This window comes from Pseudomonas sp. E45-MNA-CIBAN-0222 (assembly GCF_040310405.1).
GTDB classification, from domain to species: domain Bacteria; phylum Pseudomonadota; class Gammaproteobacteria; order Pseudomonadales; family Pseudomonadaceae; genus Stutzerimonas; species Stutzerimonas stutzeri_AC.
On record NZ_JBEOPU010000008.1, the window covers coordinates 1 to 15,985 of the forward strand.

Genomic DNA, 15,985 nt, shown 5'->3' on the forward strand with positions numbered 1-15,985 from the left:
GGCAGGGGCGGCTGGATTCGAACCAACGCATGCCAGGATCAAAACCTGGTGCCTTACCGCTTGGCGACGCCCCTGTAGGGTCAACTTCTATGTATCCAGTGCGCCTTCGATCATACGAACCTTAGGAGGTTATGGCAGGGGCGGCTGGATTCGAACCAACGCATGCCAGGATCAAAACCTGGTGCCTTACCGCTTGGCGACGCCCCTGTATCGTACAACCTGTGTGCTACGCACTTACTTCCTGCGCCAGTTTTTCAAGGCATCGGTGCAACATCGAAACGTTACGACCGCGGGCCACGAAACTTGGCAAAGTGTCTGGAAGTTGGCGGCGGACTTTATCAGCCTCGCCTTCGTTTGGGAAGCTCCCAAACACACAAGCTCCAGTGCCAGTCATGCTTGCCGGAACGAATTTGTTCAACAAGCTCAAAGCGTTACGAACTTCTGGATAACGCTTCTCGACGATCGGCTGACAGTCATTATGACCGCCCCCTGCAAGAAGGCTGCGAACTGTAATGGCCGGGGTATTACGTGTCAACTCTGGGTCGGCAAATATTTCCGCTGTACTAACAGAGACTTGCGGCGCGATTACGAGGAACCACGGTTCGGGTAATTCGACCGGTTGCAGACGCTCGCCAACCCCCTCGGCAAAGGCCGCCCGGCCGCGAACGAATACCGGGACATCGGCGCCCAGGGTTAGCCCTAGCTCGGCCAGCTGGTCTTCCTCCAGATGCAGCTGCCACAGGTGGTTCAGGCCGAGCAGGGCGGTCGCCGCGTCGGAGCTGCCACCGCCAATACCACCGCCCATGGGCAGCCGCTTGAGCAGATAAATGTCGGCACCTTGCGGACAACCGCTCTCATGCTGCAGCAGGCGCGCTGCGCGGACGATCAGGTTGCTGTCGTGATCGACCCCCGGCAGCTCGGTATGCAGGCGGATTTCGCCGTCTTCACGCGGGCTGAAGCTGAGTTCGTCACCATGGTCGAGAAACTGGAATAGCGTCTGCAACTCGTGGTAACCGTCGGCGCGGCGCCCGACTATGTGCAGCATCAGATTGAGTTTGGCGGGCGCTGGTAGCGTCAGCATTCAACGGCCCAGCTGGCGGGGTTGCCAGTCCTTGATCACCAGGGTGATCTGCAGATCGTGCCCTTGTAGCCGGATGCGCTCGGGCAGGACGAAACCGTTGTGTTCGGCATAGGCCAGATACTCGACCTGCCAGCCGTCCTGCTCAAGACGCGCCAGGCGGCTCTCACTGTCTAGGCTCAAGCGACTGCGGCTGTCCGGTGCTGGCAGCCCGCGCACCCACCAGAGCAGGTGGGAGACCGGCAACTGCCAGCCGAGCTGAGCTTCGACCAACGCTTCGGGGGACTCCGCTTCGAAGCGACCCTGACCGGCAACTTCCAGCGACACGGCATCCGGTCGGCCGGTTAGTCGCGTGGCGCCGCGGCCTAGGGGGCCGGACAGGCGGATGTCAAAGTAGTCTTGGCGTTGCAGCCAGAACAGCGTGCCGCTGCCGGATTCCTGTGGTGCGCGAATGCCGATCTTGCCGCTGATCTGCCAGCCATCAAGCGTTGCTACATGGCTACGGTGCTCCTTCCAGGCCCCGGCATTGCCGGGGCCTTCAACCGATTCGTGTGGGCCCAGGGCGGCACAGCCAGCAAGCAGGAGGGCCAGGCAGGGAGCAAGGAGGTTTTTCAACAGTGACATGGGTCAGAGCTTCTCCGATCCGGTCAGCCGCTTGATCGTCTCGAGCAAGATCGGGCTGTCCGGCTGTAGTTTGAGTGCCTTCGACCAGACCGCGCGGGCCTCGCTGCGTTCACCCTTTGTCCATAGCACTTCGCCTAGATGTGCGGCGACTTCGTGGTCGGGGAAGCGCTGCAGCGCTTTGCGCAGCAGAACTTCCGCCTCGGCAAGCTTGCCCAGGCGGAAGTTGATCCAGCCAAGGCTGTCGAGGATCGCAGGATCATCGGGGTTGAGTTGGTAAGCCTGCTCGATCAGCTGCAGTGCTTCGTCATGACGGCTGGTGCGGTCGGCCAACGTGTAGCCCAGCGCATTGAGTGCCATGGCGTTGTCAGGCTCGCGCTCGATGATGAAGCGCAGGTCGCGCTCCAGTTGGCCCAGATCGCCGCGCTTCTCCGCAAGCATGGCGCGGGTGTAGAGCAGGTTGAGATCATCGGGATACTCGGCAAGTGCCTGCTCTACCAGTTGCCAGGCCTGTTCGGTTCGACTGTGCTCGGCGAGCGCCTCAATCTCGATCAGGTACAACTGGATGGCATAGTCAGGCTGCTGCTGGCGGGCATCGGCAAGCACCGCAGAGGCTTCCTGATCGCGTTTGCTGGAGTAGAGCAGCTGACTCTGTAGCAGTTTCGCCGGTAGAAATTCATTGCCGGGGCCAACCTCGGCGAGGGCCTCCAGGGCCTTGGTTTTTTTGTCCATGGCTTGATAAGCGCGGCCAAGATTGAAATGAGCGGCGTCGAGATGACTCCCGCGCTCGATCAGCTCTTCCAGGTAAACGGTGGCTTCGCGCCAGGCTTCTGCCTCCATGCACACCAGCGCCATGGAGAAGCGCAGGTCATCGTCGGCAGGATGTTGCTGGACCAGTGTGGCGAACTCGCCCATGGCGTCTTCCAGACGTTCCTGCTCGACCAGCAGGCGCGCGTAGGTCAGGCGCAGGCGTTTGTCTTCGGGGTGCTGACGAAGGCTTTTCTCCAGCAGCGGCAGGGCTTGGTCGCTGCGCTGCAGGCTGTGCAGCAGGCGCGCTTCGAGCAGGATCGATGGGATCTGGCGCTGCTTGTCCGGCTGCTCCTGCAGAAGGGCCAGCGCCTCCTCGCTGCGATCATCCTGCTGTAGCAGAACGGCCTTGCCGAAGGACAGTTGCGGGTTGTTCGGGTGCTTGAGCAGCAGCTTGTCGAAGCTCTGCAGCAGACCGGCGCGCGTGTCAGGATCGGTTTCCGAGGCTGAAAGGGCGAGGAAATCGAAATGTGTGTCGCCCTGACCCTGCAGGACCTTTTCCATGAACTCCAAGGATTCTTCATAGCGGCCGGCGCGTGCCAGCTGCACTGCGGCGGCGCGCTGTGCATCGAGACTCTCCGGCGCGTTGCGTGCCCAGATCAGGGCAGTATCCAGCGCTGCCTGATCGGCGCCTAGGTATTCGGCGATGCGGAAGCCGCGTTCGGCGACGCCGGCGTCCTGTGTCGCATGCGCCTGCTGTACGTAATTGCCCAGGGCAATGTCGAAGCGGTTGCGCTGGCCGGCAAGCTCTGCGACCAGAAGTGCATAGAGGGATTGGCGACTGAATGAGCCGTACTCTGCCGCGTCGCTGGCGGAGCTCTCCTGGGCAGCGTCCTCGACCGGCGGACTGCTTTCGGGGGCTTGCTGCGTGAAGGTCTGGCAGCCGCCGATGAACAGCAGGGCGGCAAGTGCGGCGAGTTTTTTCATAGGGGAAATGTACGGCTGGTGTGCGGTCGCGGCATGATGACACAAGCCGCAGGTCAAGCCCATGGGCCCTGGGAGGCGCGCAGGCCGGTTCGGTAGCTGATTGGCAGTACCAATCGAATCCGACAATCGAGGGCAATGGTTGTTCTCCATCTGACGAAGTAGGAGAATTGCGCGCTCTGTTATCGAATCAGCGATTCTGCATGGCTTTCCTCGCGCTTGGCATTAATCACAAGACCGCTTCGGTGGACGTCCGCGAGCGCGTAGCCTTCACGCCCGACCAGATGGTCGAGGCCTTGCGGCAACTGTGCCGCGTCACTCCGACCCGCGAAGCGGCGATCCTCTCGACCTGCAATCGCAGCGAGCTGTATCTGCAACAGGATCAGGTCGAGGCCGATGCCGTGCTCGCCTGGCTGGCGAATTATCACCGTCTCAGCCTCGACGAGCTCAAGGCATGCGCCTATGTGCATGTCGACGATCAGGCCGTGCGCCACATGATGCGTGTTGCCTCCGGGCTCGACTCGCTGGTGCTGGGCGAACCGCAGATTCTCGGGCAGATGAAGTCGGCCTATGCGGTCGCCCGTGAGGCCGGCAGCGTCGGGCCTCTGCTTGGCCGGTTGTTTCAGGCCACCTTCAGCACCGCGAAGACCGTGCGCACCGACACCGCCATCGGCGAGAACCCGGTTTCGGTGGCGTTTGCCGCGGTCAGTCTGGCGCGGCAGATCTTCAGCAATCTGCAACGCAGCCAGGCCCTGCTGATCGGCGCCGGTGAGACCATCACCCTGGTCGCGCGCCATCTGCACGAGCAGGGCGTGAAGAAGATCGTGGTCGCCAACCGCACCCTCGAGCGGGCCAGCGCGCTGGCCGCCGAGCTAGGGGCGCAGGCGATCCTGCTTGCCGATATCCCGGACGAGTTGCACAACAGCGACATCGTCATCAGCTCCACCGCCAGCCAGCTGCCGATTCTCGGCAAGGGCGCGGTCGAACAGGCGCTGAAGCGACGCAAGCACAAGCCGATGTTCATGGTCGATATCGCCGTGCCGCGGGACATCGAATCGCAGGTCGGCGAGCTGGACGACGTCTATCTGTACACGGTCGACGATCTGCATGAGGTGGTTGCGGAGAACCTCAAGAGTCGCCAGGGCGCGGCCCAGGCCGCCGAGGAGTTGGTCGCGGCCGGCACCGAGGACTTCATGCAGCGTCTGCGCGAACTGGCCGCGGTGGACGTGCTCAAGGCCTACCGGCAGCACGCCGAGCGCATTCGCGACGACGAGCTGAGCAAGGCTCAGCGTCTGCTGGCCAATGGGGGCAGCGCCGAGGAGGTTCTCGTTCAGCTCGCCCGTGGCCTGACCAACAAACTGCTGCATGCACCCAGCGTGCAACTGAAGAAACTCTCCGCTGAGGGCCGCGTCGAGGCGCTGAGCATGGCCCAGGAACTCTTCGCCCTGCACGAGGGCACGGAAAAACCATGAAAGCTTCGCTGCTGAACAAGCTGGACATCCTGAAGGACCGTTTCGAAGAACTCACCGCACTGCTCGGCGACGCCGAAGTCATCAGCGATCAAAGCCGTTTTCGCGCCTATTCCCGCGAGTACGCCGAAGTCGAGCCGGTGATCGTCGCCTATCGGCAGCTGTGCAAGGTTCAGCAGGATCTCGAGGGCGCTCAGGCGCTGCTCAAGGACAGTGATCCCGACATGCGCGAGATGGCCGAGGAGGAGGTTGCCGAAGCCAAGGCCCAGCTTGAGACGCTTGAAGCCAACCTGCAGCGCATGCTGCTGCCCAAGGACCCCAACGACGGGCGCAACGTGTTCCTCGAGATCCGCGCCGGCACCGGCGGCGACGAGGCGGCGATCTTTGCCGGCGATCTGTTCCGCATGTATTCGCGCTATGCCGAGAAGCAAGGCTGGCGAGTCGAGATCCTCTCCGAGAGTGAGGGCGAGCACGGCGGCTACAAGGAAGTGATTTCCCGCGTCGAGGGCGACAACGTCTACGCCAAGCTCAAGTTCGAATCCGGCGCGCACCGCGTGCAGCGCGTGCCGGAGACCGAGTCCCAGGGACGCATTCACACCTCCGCCTGCACCGTGGCGGTGTTACCGGAGCCGGATGAGCAGGCGGCGGTGGAGATCAATCCGGCCGAGCTGCGTATCGACACCTATCGCTCCTCCGGCGCCGGCGGTCAGCACGTCAACAAGACCGACTCTGCGATTCGTATCACGCACCTGCCCACTGGCATTGTGGTCGAGTGTCAGGAAGAGCGTTCGCAGCACAAGAACCGCGCCAAGGCCATGGCCTGGCTCGCCGCCAAGCTGCAGGACCGCCAGGACGCCGCGGCGCACAAGGAAATCTCCGAGACGCGCAAGTTGCTGGTCGGCTCCGGGGATCGCTCCGAACGTATCCGTACCTACAATTTCCCCCAAGGCCGGGTCACCGACCATCGCGTCAACCTGACGCTGTATTCGCTCAACGAAGTGATCGGCGGCGCCGTGGAGCAGGTCATCGAGCCGCTGTTGCAGGAATACCAGGCCGACCAGCTGGCGGCGCTGGGCGACTGATCCTTTTCGCTGCGCACCGCGCTAAGAGCACCTCATGCCAACCATCGAGTCCCTGCTGCAAAGTGCCGATCTGCCGGACTCGCCGAGCGCCAGGCTGGATGCCGAATGGCTGCTCGCGGCCGCCCTGAACAAGTCGACCAGCTATCTGCGCACCTGGTCGGAGCGCGAGGTGCCGGCAGAGTGTGCCGAGCGCTTTGCTGCTGATCTCGCACGGAGGCGTCAGGGTGAACCGGTCGCCTATATTCTCGGGCGCCAGGGCTTCTGGAGTCTGGAACTTGAAGTGGCAGCGGATACGCTGATCCCCCGGCCTGACACCGAGCTGCTGGTGGAGACCGCGCTGCAGCTGCTCCCCGCTGCACCGGCCCGGGTGCTCGATCTGGGCACCGGCACCGGCGCGATTGCGCTGGCTCTGGCGACCGAGCGGCCGGCGTGGCAGGTCTGCGGTGTGGACCGTATCGAGGCCGCCGTGAGGCTGGCTGAGCGCAACCGGCTGCGGCTCGGACTGCACAACGCTGCGTTCACCCTGAGCGACTGGTTTGCCGGTCTGAACGGCGAGAGGTTCCAGATGATCGTCAGCAATCCACCCTATATTCCGGCCAGCGACCCGCACCTGCTGCAGGGCGATGTCCGCTTCGAGCCGCAGAGTGCGCTGATCGCGGGTGCGGATGGCCTGGACGACATCCGCACGATCATCGCCCAGGCGGCGGCGCATCTGCAGTCGGGTGGCTGGTTGCTGCTGGAGCACGGTTACGATCAGGCTGAGGCGGTGCGCATGCTTTTGCTTTCCCACGGTTTCGAGGATGTGCAAAGCCGGCTCGATCTGGGTGGGCATGAGCGCATCAGCCTTGGCCGCCTGCCATGATTGCGTTTTGTGAGGTGCTTGGATGCTGAGTGACGAAGAGCTGCTGCGCTACAGCCGGCAGATCCTGCTCAAGCAGGTCGATATCGACGGCCAGTTGCGCCTCAAACAGAGTCGCGTGCTGATCGTCGGGCTTGGCGGGTTGGGCTCGCCGGTAGCGCTCTATCTGGCGGCCGCTGGTGTCGGTGAGCTGCACCTGGCCGACTTCGATGCGTTGGATCTGACCAATCTGCAGCGGCAGATCGCTCACGACACACCCTCGCTTGGCCTGCACAAGGTCGACTCGGCCATGGCCCGGCTGGGGGCGCTGAACCCCCATGTACAGCTGGTGCCGTATCGCAGCGGGTTGGACGCCGATTCCCTGGATGCGGCAGTGGAGCGGGTCGATCTGGTGCTCGATTGCACGGACAACTTCGGCATTCGCGAAGCGGTGAGCGCCGCATGCGTGAAAGCGAAAAAGCCGCTGGTCAGCGGCGCGGCGATCCGTCTTGAGGGGCAGCTTTCGGTGTTCGATCCGCGAGTCGAAACGAGCCCCTGCTACCACTGCCTCTATGGGCACGGTAGCGAAGCCGAGCTGACCTGCAGCGAAGCCGGTGTAGTGGGGCCGCTGGTGGGCATGGTTGGCAGCCTGCAGGCGTTGGAAGCGCTCAAGCTGCTGGTTGGCTTCGGCGAGCCGCTGATTGGTCGACTGCTGCTGATCGATGCGCTGTCCAGTCGCTTCCGTGAGTTGCGGGTCAAGCGCGATCCACATTGTGCGGTGTGTGGCGCAAGCCATGGCTGACTGCGCCGCACCGGTCGGCGTCTTCGACTCCGGAGTAGGCGGGCTCTCGGTGCTGCGTGAGATCCGGCAGCGCCTGCCGCATGAGTCGCTGCTCTATCTCGCCGACAGCGCCCATGTCCCCTATGGCGAAAAGAGCCCGGAATACATCCGTGAGCGCTGCCGTGTCATTGCGGCCTTTTTTGTCGAGAAGGGCGCGAAGGCGCTGGTGGTGGCCTGCAATACTGCGACCGCCGCTGGCGTCACCGAATTGCGCGAGCTGTATCCGCAATTGCCGATCATCGCCATGGAGCCTGCCGTCAAGCCTGCCGCCCAGGCCACGCGGAGTGGCGTCGTCGGCGTGCTGGCGACCACCGGAACGCTGAAGAGCGCCCGCTTTGCCGCGTTGCTTGATCGCTTTGCCGCAGATGTACGGGTGATCACTCAGCCGTGCCCCGGCTTGGTCGAGCGCATCGAGGCAGGCGATCTGAACAGTGCCGGAACGCGCGCCATGCTGATGGCGTGGGTCGGGCCGCTGCTGGCACAAGGCTGCGACACGCTGATTCTGGGTTGCACGCATTACCCCTTTATAAGGCCGCTGCTCAGCGAGCTACTGCCTGGAAACGTCCGCCTGATTGATACTGGGGCAGCCGTCGCGCGACACTTGCGCGATCTGCTGGCAGAGCGCCATCTACTCGCCAGCGGGGTGGCCTCCGAGCGTTTCTATTGCAGCGGCGATCCGCGGCGAATGGCCAGCGTGTTGCCTATACTTTGGGGCGAAAACGCGAAAGTCGAGTTTTTTCCCCGATAGGAACTCCAAGCGCAGCGGGGTTTCTCAAATATGCTGGCACCAAAAAACCAAACAAACGCAGTGTTTGATAAGGAAGTTCTCATGAAAAAACTGTTCTCCCTGGCTGCAGTGGCGGCACTCTCTGTAGGTTCGATGGCGGCTGCCCACGCCGTAGACTTTACCGTTGCGGTCGGCCAGACGGACGAGTCGACCATGACCTATCGCCTGGGTGCGCAATTCGATTTCGGTACCAGCTGGTTCCAGACCAGCGTGGGCCGACTGACCGGCTACTGGGATGCCGGTTATACCTACTGGGAGGGCGACGAATCGTCGAGCAATCACAGCATCTCGCTGGCCCCGGTCTTCGTCTACGAGTTCGCTGGTGAATCGGTGAAACCTTATGTCGAGGCAGGCATCGGTGTCGCGGCATTCGAGAACACCGAGGTCGAGGGCAACGGTCTCGGTTCGTCTTTCCAGTTCGAGGATCGGATCGGTGCGGGCCTGCGCTTCGCCGGTGGCCACGAAGTGGGCGTGCGCGCAATCCACTATTCCAACGCCGGCATCAAGAAGCCGAACGATGGTGTCGAAAGCTACGCCCTGCATTACCGCATGGCGTTCTAAGCGAGTTTTCTCTAGGTGCTGCAGGGCGTTTCGCCAGCCCTGCACTGCCAATAGCGTTCAGCCATATGCCGTGGCGCTGCCCTTGCGCTCTTCGTGGCAATCCTCTGATCCCAGTTCGAACTCCCTGCAGATCAATGGCCGGTTTTCGTAGATCGTGCAGCGCATGCTGTCCCGATCAAGCGCCGCGCACCAGCCATCCTCCAGGCGCAGCATGACTTCGCCGCCCCAGCTGTCAGTGTCGATATAGCGCTGCGGAACGCCGGTATCGCTGAACAGCAACACTTCGAGTCGACAGCAGCAGGCGGCGCAGGTGGCGCAGCTCACGCTGGTATCTTCGAGTTGTTGGTGGGGAATGGTCGAATCGTTCATCGCGCCAGTCTAGTCGATACGCTCGACCGGGCGCCCACTCAGGGCGCCGAGTGGTGGCACCAGCAAAGCCGGTGTCACGCTTTTACAGCTCTTCGCTCAGCTGCTTGTTGCGCCACCCCTTGCCGCCGGGCAGCACCAGGTTGAGCAGAAGCGCGATGATCGCGCACAGCGAGATGCCGGACAGGGTGAACTCGCCGTAGCCGATCGCCATGCCGCCGATGCCGAACACCAGCGTCACCGAGACGATGATCAGGTTGCGTGCTTCGGACAGGTCGACCTGATGGCGGATCAGCGTGCTCAGGCCGACCACCGCGATCGAGCCGAACAGCAGGCAGAGAATGCCGCCCATGACCGGTACCGGAATGCTCAGCAAGCCGGCGCCGAACTTGCCGATGAAGGCCAGCGCGATGGCGAATATCGCCGCCCAGGTCATGATCTTCGGGTTGTAGTTCCTGGTCAGCATCACCGCGCCCGTCACTTCGGCGTAGGTCGTGTTCGGCGGCCCACCGAACAGGCCGGCCGCGGACGTCGCCACGCCGTCACCCAGGAGCGTGCGATGCAGGCCCGGCTTCCTCACATAGTTGTTGCCGGTCACGCTGCCGATGGCGACCACGCCGCCGATATGCTCGATCGCCGGAGCCAGGGCTACGGGGACCATGAACAGAATGGCGCCGATGTTGAACTCCGGTGTGATGAAGTTGGGCATCGCCAGCCAGGGCGCCGCGGCGATGCCGCTGGTGTCGACCACGCCGAAGGCAAAGGACAGGCCGTAGCCCACCGCGACGCCGGCGAGAATCGGCACCAGACGGAACAGCCCCTTGCCCAATACCGCTACCAGCAGCGTGGTGATCAGCGCCGGCATGGAGATGAACATCGCCGTGTGGTACGTGATGAGTTGAGCGCTGCCGTCGCCGGCCTTGCCCATGGCCATGTTCACAGCCACCGGCGACAGCGCCAGGCCGATGGAAATGATCACCGGAGCGATGACCACCGGCGGCAGCAAGCGGTCGATGAAGCCCGGTCCTTTCAGGCGCACGGCGAAGCCCAGCACCATGTACACCAGCCCGGCCGCCACCACGCCACCCATTACGGCCGGCAGCCCGAACTCACCCTTGGCGGCGATGATCGGGGCGATGAAGGCGAAGCTCGATGCAAGGAATACTGGCACTTGACGCTTGGTGACCAGCTGGAACAGAAGCGTGCCGAGACCGGCAGTGAACAGCGCCACGTTGGGGTCCATGCCGGTGATCAGCGGCATCAGCACCAGTGCGCCGAAGGCGACGAACAGCATCTGCGCGCCGGCCAGTACCTGCCGGCCTACCGGCTCCTCGGGATGCGACATGCTCAGATGTCCTTCTGCTTGGTGCCGAAAATCTTGTCACCGGCATCGCCCAGGCCCGGAACGATGTAGCCATGCTCATCCAGGCGCTGATCGATGGAGGCGGTGAAGATCAGCACATCAGGGTGCGCGCTCTCCACGGCGGCGATGCCTTCCGGTGCGGCAACCAGGACCAGCGCGCGAATCTCCTTGCAGCCGGCCTTTTTCAGCATGTCGATGGTGGCGACCATCGAGCCGCCGGTGGCAAGCATTGGATCGATGATGATCGCCAGGCGCTGTTCGATTTCCGGGACCAACCTTTCCAGATAGGTCTGCGCCTGCAGCGTGTCTTCGTTGCGGGCAATGCCGACCGCGCTGACCTTGGCGCCGGGAATCAGGCTGAGCACGCCATCGAGCATGCCGATGCCGGCACGCAGAATCGGTACTACGGTAATCTTCTTGCCGGAGATCTTTTCCACCTGAACGGGGCCGCACCAGCCATCGATGCTGTAGTGTTCCAGCGGCAGGTCCGAGGTCGCTTCATAAGTGAGGATCGATCCCACTTCCTGCGCCAGTTCGCGGAAATTCTTGGTGCTGATGTCTGCACGGCGCATCAGACCGAGCTTGTGGCGGATCAGCGGGTGGCGGATCTCTCGAATGGGCATTATGGCCTCCGGCGGGCAAATAAACCGGCTTAGATTAAAGCATCGCCGGGGCAGCGGCTATTCGCGTGTCATCCGGCCGGCAGACTTGCTGCGCGCGGCGAGGGTGGGTATCTTCCCCGCCCTTTCGCGGACGGCTGAAAGTGGGCTGTTCGGTCAGGTTTTCGCTGTTCAGGATACGGCGATTCAACCGCGCGAGTTGCCAGGTTCAGTTGGCGCTCTAACACTCATCTTTCTGAGGGGAATCGCATCATGTCCGTCGATCTCGCACATATCCGCCAAGTCATGGCCGAGGCTGACTGCCTGTACACCGAAGAACAGGTAGAAGCTGCAATCAGCCAGGTCGCCGATACGATCAACGGCGAGCTGGCCGACCGCAATCCTGTGGTCTTCTGCGTCATGAATGGCGGCCTGATCTTTTCCGGCAAGCTCGTCCCTAAGCTGAACTTCCCGCTCGAACTGTCCTACCTGCATGCCACTCGTTATCGCAATGAAACCAGTGGCGGTGAGCTCTTCTGGAAAGCCAAGCCGGAAATCTCCTTCATCGATCGCGACGTGCTGATCATTGATGACATCCTGGATGAAGGACACACCCTGGGTGCGATCATCGATTTTTGTCGCCACGCGGGCGCCGCCGCGGTGCATACAGCGGTGCTGATCGACAAGGATCATCAGCGTAAGGCCCGCCCGGATCTCAAAGCCGATTATGTTGGCCTCAGCTGTATCGACCGCTACATTTTTGGTTACGGCATGGACTACAAGGGCTACTGGCGCAACGCCCCTGGTATCTACGCCGTAAAGGGCATGTAAGCGTCTCGGCGGAGCTCATTGTCATGCGCGCCCGCAATGAGTGCGCAGCCACACGGCCGCGACGATTCGCCGACCTGGCGGCAGTCATGCGCGCTGCGATCTGGGAGCTGCGGCAGTTACGTTTCGATTGGCCCCATATGCGCTTCCTAAAGTAACGCAGCGGTGGCGTGTCCGCGCCTGATCCGCTCGTTCTCGCGCTGGCTGCGTTTGGTGTTTCACAATGCCGGCTGCCTTGATCCAGATGGATTGGGCTGCTTATCGGCATGGTGAATACTACTTTCGGATAGCCAGCCGACATTTCTTCATTTCAACCGCACGAAAGGCTCTGCGGCGGGCTTTGCGCTTCTAGCGTTCACGGCTAAGCTCAGAACATCCTTAAATACGCATGGCTGAACGAAATCACGCTGAAAGCCAATGCTGGAAAGGCTATTCATACTAAAGGATTACAAGCTAAATCAAACCTTAGTGCGCTTAACCCTCCTTCTACGTCTGGGTAGGGTTTACGCACTTCGAACCAATCAGGAGCGCCTCATGACAAAAACAACAAGGCAAGGAATCTTCCAGCCGAAGTCCCTAGCTCTCGCCGTAGCGCTGGGCACTGCCGCCCCGGCTTACGCCGTGAGCTTCAATATCGGCGAGATCGAAGGGCAATTCGACTCGGCGATGTCCATCGGTGCCAGCTGGTCCATGGCGGACAGGGACAGGGATCTGGTCGGCATCAACAACGGCGGTACCGGCTTTACCCAGACCGGCGACGATGGTCGTCTGAACTTCAAGAAGGGCGAGACCTTCTCCAAGATTTTCAAGGGTGTGCACGATCTCGAGCTTCGTTATCGCGATAGCGGTGCCTTCGTTCGCGGCAAGTATTGGTATGACTTCGAGCTGAAGGATGAGAGTCGTCTTTTCAAGGACATCAGCGACAGCAACCGGAAAGAAGCCGCTCAATCATCCGGCGCGCAAATTCTGGACGCGTTCGTCTATCACAATTATTCCGTTGGTGATCTGCCCGGGACCGTCCGTCTTGGGAAGCAGGTAGTGAGCTGGGGCGAAAGTACCTTTATCGGTAACAGCATAAACTCCATCAATCCCTTGGACGCTGCAGCATTCCGCCGGCCGGGTGCTGAGATCAAAGAGGGGCTGATTCCGGTCAATATGTTCTACATCTCGCAGAGCCTGACCGACCGGTTGAGCATGGAGGCGTTCTATCAACTCGAGTGGGATCAGACCGTTGCCGATAATTGCGGTACTTTCTTCGCTGTAGATGTCGTTCAGGATGGTTGTGATGCCAACTACCACGTGGGCAGCCCGGCAATCGCTCCTCTTCAACCCGTCGCTGCTGCGTTCGGGCAGGGGTTCGAAGTCACTCCTGAGGGTGTGGTTTTGCCGCGAGCTGGCGACCGGGATGCACGTGATTCGGGGCAGTTCGGTCTTGCATTGCGCTGGTTGGGTGATGCCACCGAGTATGGTGCGTATTTCATGAATTACCACAGTCGGACGCCAAACGTCAGTACGCGATCTGCTGGCTTGGCTACCGCAGCGCAGCTGCCTGGCATTATCGGTACAGCTAATGGGCTCGTGCCTGGTGCTGGCTCTGGTTTGGCGCAGAGCGTCATGCTTGGCAACGGCCGCTATTACCTTGAGTACCCCGAAGATATCCAGCTTTACGGCCTTAGCTTCTCTACGACATTGCCCACTGGCACCGCGTGGTTTGGTGAGATCAGCTATCGACCCAATGCACCGGTTCAGCTGAATACTCAAGACCTCACTCGGGCTTTGCTTAATCCCCTTGCGCCGGGAACCTCTCCCATTGAAAGTACTTTCGGTGCAGAAAATCGCGGCTACAACCGCAAGGAAATCACCCAGTTGCAGACCACATTCACTCACTTCTTCGATCAAGTACTGGGCGCTGGTAGGGTGACCGTGGTGGGCGAGGTCGGCTACACGCATGTCGGCGGTCTCGAGAGCACCAGCGAACTGCGCTATGGGCGTGATCCTATCTACGGCACCCCGGATGATCCAGCCGCTTTGGCCCGCTACGGCCGCCACGGTTTCGTCACCGCCAACTCCTGGGGCTACCGCCTGCGTGGCATCGCGGACTACGACAACGTCTTCGCCGGCATCAACCTCAAGCCCAACCTGTCCTTCTCCCACGACGTCGACGGCTACGGCCCCAACGGTCTGTTCAACGAAGGCTCCAAGGCGGTCAGCATTGGTCTGGATGCCGAGTACCAGAATATGTACACCGCCAGCCTGTCCTACACCGATTTCTTCGGCGGCGACTACAACACGCTGGTTGACCGCGACTTCCTCGCGTTCAGCGTGGGCGTGAACTTCTAAGGAGACCAGCCGAGTGTCCGGCCGATGAGGATGATCGGCCGGACATCAGCGACAGGCATGGGCCTCCGGCCTATAACAAGATCAAGAGGAACTGGAATCGTATGAAAAAAACAGGAAAGCTATTGAGTGTCTTGGCCTTCTCCCTGCTCGCGAGCAGTGTGATGGCTGCCGTTTCCCCAGAAGAAGCCGCCAAGCTCGGTACATCGCTGACGCCGCTGGGCGCAGAAAAAGCCGGTAACGCCGACGGCAGCATCCCTGAGTGGACCGGTGGTCTCAAGACCGACGCCGCCCCGCTCAAGAATGGGCACCTGACCAACCCCTTCAAGGACGAGCAGCCCAAGTTCGTCATCACCGCGCAGAATGCCGAAGAGTACAAGGACAAGCTGACCGCGGGTCAGATGGCCATGTTCAAGCGCTATCCCGAAACCTACAAGATTCGTGTATTCCCTACCCATCGTACGGTCGCCGTGCCGGATGAGATCTATGAGGCTGCGAAGAAGAGTGCTGTGAATACCGAACTCGTCGAGGGCGGCAACGGTATCGCCAACTTCACCGACAGCCGTTATTACGCATTCCCGATTCCGAAGAATGGTCTGGAAGTGGTGTGGAACCATATCACCCGCTATCGCGGTGGCAACGTCCGTCGCAATATCGTCCAGGCTACCCCGCAAACCAACGGTAGCTACACCATGGTTCACTTCGAGGACGAAGTGGCGTTCCCGCTGGGTATGACGGATCTGGATCCCGAGCGCGCCAAGAACGCGCTGCTTTTCTTCAAACAGCGGGTGACTGCGCCGTCTCGCCTGGCAGGGAACGTCCTGCTGGTGCACGACTCGCTGGATCAGGTTAAGGAGCCCCGTCAGGCCTGGATCTACAACGCTGGCCAGCGTCGGGTACGCCGCGCGCCGCAAGTTGCATACGACGGGCCGGGTACCGCTTCGGACGGTATGCGCACCACGGATAACTTCGATATGTTCAGCGGCGCACCTGATCGCTACGACTGGAAGTTGATCGGCAAGAAAGAGCTGTACATCCCGTACAACAGCTATGAAATCGCTTCCAGCGAACTGAAGTACGACGACGTCATCAAGGCTGGCCACGTCAATCAGGATCTGGCGCGTTACGAGCTACACCGCGTCTGGGAGATTGAAGCCACGCTCAAGAGTGGCGAGCGCAACATCTACGCCAAGCGCCGTTTCTTCGTCGACGAGGATAGCTGGACCATCGTCCAGTCGGAGCTGTACGACGGTCGTGGTCAGCTTTGGCGTGTAGGCGAGGCCCACTCGCTGCAGTACTACCAGCACAAGGTGCCGGCTTACGCGTTCGAGGCGCTCTACGACATCATCTCCGGCCGCTACATCGCGATCGGCATGAGTAACGAGGAGAAGCCGCACGAATACGGCTATCGTGCCTCCGCTCGGGACTTCACGCCGGCTGCCCTGCGTAACGCAGGGGTGCGCTGATCGACTGACATTTAACCT

General features: G+C 61.5%; 15 protein-coding genes and 2 tRNA genes. 9 read left to right on the forward strand and 8 right to left on the reverse strand.

The features are described from left to right. Positions 1-2 precede the first annotated feature (2 nt). From AAEZ08_RS13235 to AAEZ08_RS13255, 5 genes are all read right to left on the reverse strand, one after another. Positions 3-74 (reverse strand) — tRNA-Gln (locus tag AAEZ08_RS13235). Positions 75-132: 58 nt separating this feature from the next. Continuing rightward, a tRNA-Gln gene (locus tag AAEZ08_RS13240) sits at positions 133-207 on the reverse strand. 19 nt (positions 208-226) lie between these two features. Next, the gene (gene ispE / locus AAEZ08_RS13245) at positions 227-1,081 is read right to left on the reverse strand and encodes a 4-(cytidine 5'-diphospho)-2-C-methyl-D-erythritol kinase (protein WP_500124471.1); all 855 of its coding nucleotides are present in this window, start codon (positions 1,079-1,081) and stop codon (positions 227-229) included. Further along, a complete protein-coding gene (gene lolB, locus AAEZ08_RS13250) occupies positions 1,082-1,702 on the reverse strand; it encodes a lipoprotein insertase outer membrane protein LolB (RefSeq protein WP_427703689.1) in 621 nt (206 codons plus the stop codon). 3 nt (positions 1,703-1,705) lie between these two features. Continuing rightward, entirely contained in the window at positions 1,706-3,433 is a 1,728-nt protein-coding gene (locus AAEZ08_RS13255; protein ID WP_500124473.1) for a tetratricopeptide repeat protein, read from the reverse strand. Between the two features lie 200 nt (positions 3,434-3,633). On the opposite strand from AAEZ08_RS13255, the gene hemA reads away from it, so the two are divergent. The 6 genes from hemA to AAEZ08_RS13285 all read left to right on the forward strand — a co-directional run bounded on the left by hemA (position 3,634) and on the right by AAEZ08_RS13285 (position 9,008). After that, positions 3,634-4,902 (forward strand): glutamyl-tRNA reductase, encoded by a 1,269-nt coding sequence (hemA, locus tag AAEZ08_RS13260; protein ID WP_014819346.1) that lies wholly within the window; start codon positions 3,634-3,636, stop codon positions 4,900-4,902. Then, positions 4,899-5,981, forward strand: coding sequence for a peptide chain release factor 1 (gene prfA / locus AAEZ08_RS13265; RefSeq protein ID WP_090522266.1), 1,083 nt, complete (start codon positions 4,899-4,901; stop codon positions 5,979-5,981). The genes hemA and prfA overlap by 4 nt, the downstream gene beginning before the upstream one ends. Before the next feature lie 34 nt (positions 5,982-6,015). Beyond that, entirely contained in the window at positions 6,016-6,843 is an 828-nt protein-coding gene (gene prmC, locus AAEZ08_RS13270) for a peptide chain release factor N(5)-glutamine methyltransferase (protein WP_090522265.1), read from the forward strand. Positions 6,844-6,865: 22 nt separating this feature from the next. Next, positions 6,866-7,621, forward strand: coding sequence for a molybdopterin-synthase adenylyltransferase MoeB (locus AAEZ08_RS13275; protein WP_014819348.1), 756 nt, complete (start codon positions 6,866-6,868; stop codon positions 7,619-7,621). Beyond that, positions 7,614-8,408, forward strand: a complete 795-nt coding sequence (gene murI, locus AAEZ08_RS13280) for a glutamate racemase (protein ID WP_090522264.1) — start codon at positions 7,614-7,616, stop codon at positions 8,406-8,408. The genes AAEZ08_RS13275 and murI overlap by 8 nt, the downstream gene beginning before the upstream one ends. 81 nt (positions 8,409-8,489) lie before the next feature. Then, positions 8,490-9,008 carry an acyloxyacyl hydrolase gene (locus tag AAEZ08_RS13285; RefSeq protein ID WP_014819350.1) on the forward strand — a complete coding sequence of 173 codons (519 nt, stop codon included), beginning with the start codon at positions 8,490-8,492 and terminating at the stop codon, positions 9,006-9,008. A 57-nt stretch (positions 9,009-9,065) separates the two neighbouring features. Here the strand turns inward: AAEZ08_RS13285 and AAEZ08_RS13290 are convergent, their stop codons facing one another. The 3 genes from AAEZ08_RS13290 to upp all read right to left on the reverse strand — a co-directional run bounded on the left by AAEZ08_RS13290 (position 9,066) and on the right by upp (position 11,360). Continuing rightward, the gene (locus tag AAEZ08_RS13290) at positions 9,066-9,377 is read right to left on the reverse strand and encodes a YkgJ family cysteine cluster protein (protein WP_003284787.1); all 312 of its coding nucleotides are present in this window, start codon (positions 9,375-9,377) and stop codon (positions 9,066-9,068) included. A gap of 82 nt (positions 9,378-9,459) precedes the next feature. Next, entirely contained in the window at positions 9,460-10,719 is a 1,260-nt protein-coding gene (locus AAEZ08_RS13295) for a uracil-xanthine permease family protein (RefSeq protein ID WP_090522263.1), read from the reverse strand. 2 nt (positions 10,720-10,721) lie between these two features. Next, the gene (upp, locus tag AAEZ08_RS13300) at positions 10,722-11,360 is read right to left on the reverse strand and encodes a uracil phosphoribosyltransferase (RefSeq protein ID WP_090522262.1); all 639 of its coding nucleotides are present in this window, start codon (positions 11,358-11,360) and stop codon (positions 10,722-10,724) included. Positions 11,361-11,609: 249 nt separating this feature from the next. On the opposite strand from upp, the gene AAEZ08_RS13305 reads away from it, so the two are divergent. The 3 genes from AAEZ08_RS13305 (at position 11,610) to AAEZ08_RS13315 (ending at position 15,967) form a co-directional block, all read left to right on the forward strand. After that, the gene (locus AAEZ08_RS13305) at positions 11,610-12,167 is read left to right on the forward strand and encodes a hypoxanthine-guanine phosphoribosyltransferase (RefSeq protein WP_090522261.1); all 558 of its coding nucleotides are present in this window, start codon (positions 11,610-11,612) and stop codon (positions 12,165-12,167) included. A gap of 531 nt (positions 12,168-12,698) precedes the next feature. After that, a complete protein-coding gene (locus AAEZ08_RS13310; protein WP_500124480.1) occupies positions 12,699-14,504 on the forward strand; it encodes a DUF1302 domain-containing protein in 1,806 nt (601 codons plus the stop codon). 101 nt (positions 14,505-14,605) lie between these two features. Next, the gene (locus AAEZ08_RS13315) at positions 14,606-15,967 is read left to right on the forward strand and encodes a DUF1329 domain-containing protein (protein ID WP_500124482.1); all 1,362 of its coding nucleotides are present in this window, start codon (positions 14,606-14,608) and stop codon (positions 15,965-15,967) included. The last annotated feature ends 18 nt before the right edge of the window (positions 15,968-15,985 follow it).

Bases quoted from the DNA above. Each gene is read 5' to 3' on its own strand.
- AAEZ08_RS13285 (WP_014819350.1), top strand. From the start codon at position 8,490: ATGAAAAAACTGTTCTCCCTGGCTGCAGTGGCGGCACTCTCTGTAGGT.
- AAEZ08_RS13315 (WP_500124482.1), top strand. From the start codon at position 14,606: ATGAAAAAAACAGGAAAGCTATTGAGTGTCTTGGCCTTCTCCCTGCTC.
- AAEZ08_RS13295 (WP_090522263.1), bottom strand. From the start codon at position 10,719: ATGTCGCATCCCGAGGAGCCGGTAGGCCGGCAGGTACTGGCCGGCGCG.
- ispE (WP_500124471.1), bottom strand. From the start codon at position 1,081: ATGCTGACGCTACCAGCGCCCGCCAAACTCAATCTGATGCTGCACATA.
- upp (WP_090522262.1), bottom strand. From the start codon at position 11,360: ATGCCCATTCGAGAGATCCGCCACCCGCTGATCCGCCACAAGCTCGGT.
- AAEZ08_RS13255 (WP_500124473.1), bottom strand. From the start codon at position 3,433: ATGAAAAAACTCGCCGCACTTGCCGCCCTGCTGTTCATCGGCGGCTGC.
- AAEZ08_RS13305 (WP_090522261.1), top strand. From the start codon at position 11,610: ATGTCCGTCGATCTCGCACATATCCGCCAAGTCATGGCCGAGGCTGAC.
- AAEZ08_RS13290 (WP_003284787.1), bottom strand. From the start codon at position 9,377: ATGAACGATTCGACCATTCCCCACCAACAACTCGAAGATACCAGCGTG.
- murI (WP_090522264.1), top strand. From the start codon at position 7,614: ATGGCTGACTGCGCCGCACCGGTCGGCGTCTTCGACTCCGGAGTAGGC.
- AAEZ08_RS13310 (WP_500124480.1), top strand. From the start codon at position 12,699: ATGACAAAAACAACAAGGCAAGGAATCTTCCAGCCGAAGTCCCTAGCT.
- prfA (WP_090522266.1), top strand. From the start codon at position 4,899: ATGAAAGCTTCGCTGCTGAACAAGCTGGACATCCTGAAGGACCGTTTC.
- prmC (WP_090522265.1), top strand. From the start codon at position 6,016: ATGCCAACCATCGAGTCCCTGCTGCAAAGTGCCGATCTGCCGGACTCG.
- lolB (WP_427703689.1), bottom strand. From the start codon at position 1,702: ATGTCACTGTTGAAAAACCTCCTTGCTCCCTGCCTGGCCCTCCTGCTT.
- hemA (WP_014819346.1), top strand. From the start codon at position 3,634: ATGGCTTTCCTCGCGCTTGGCATTAATCACAAGACCGCTTCGGTGGAC.
- AAEZ08_RS13275 (WP_014819348.1), top strand. From the start codon at position 6,866: ATGCTGAGTGACGAAGAGCTGCTGCGCTACAGCCGGCAGATCCTGCTC.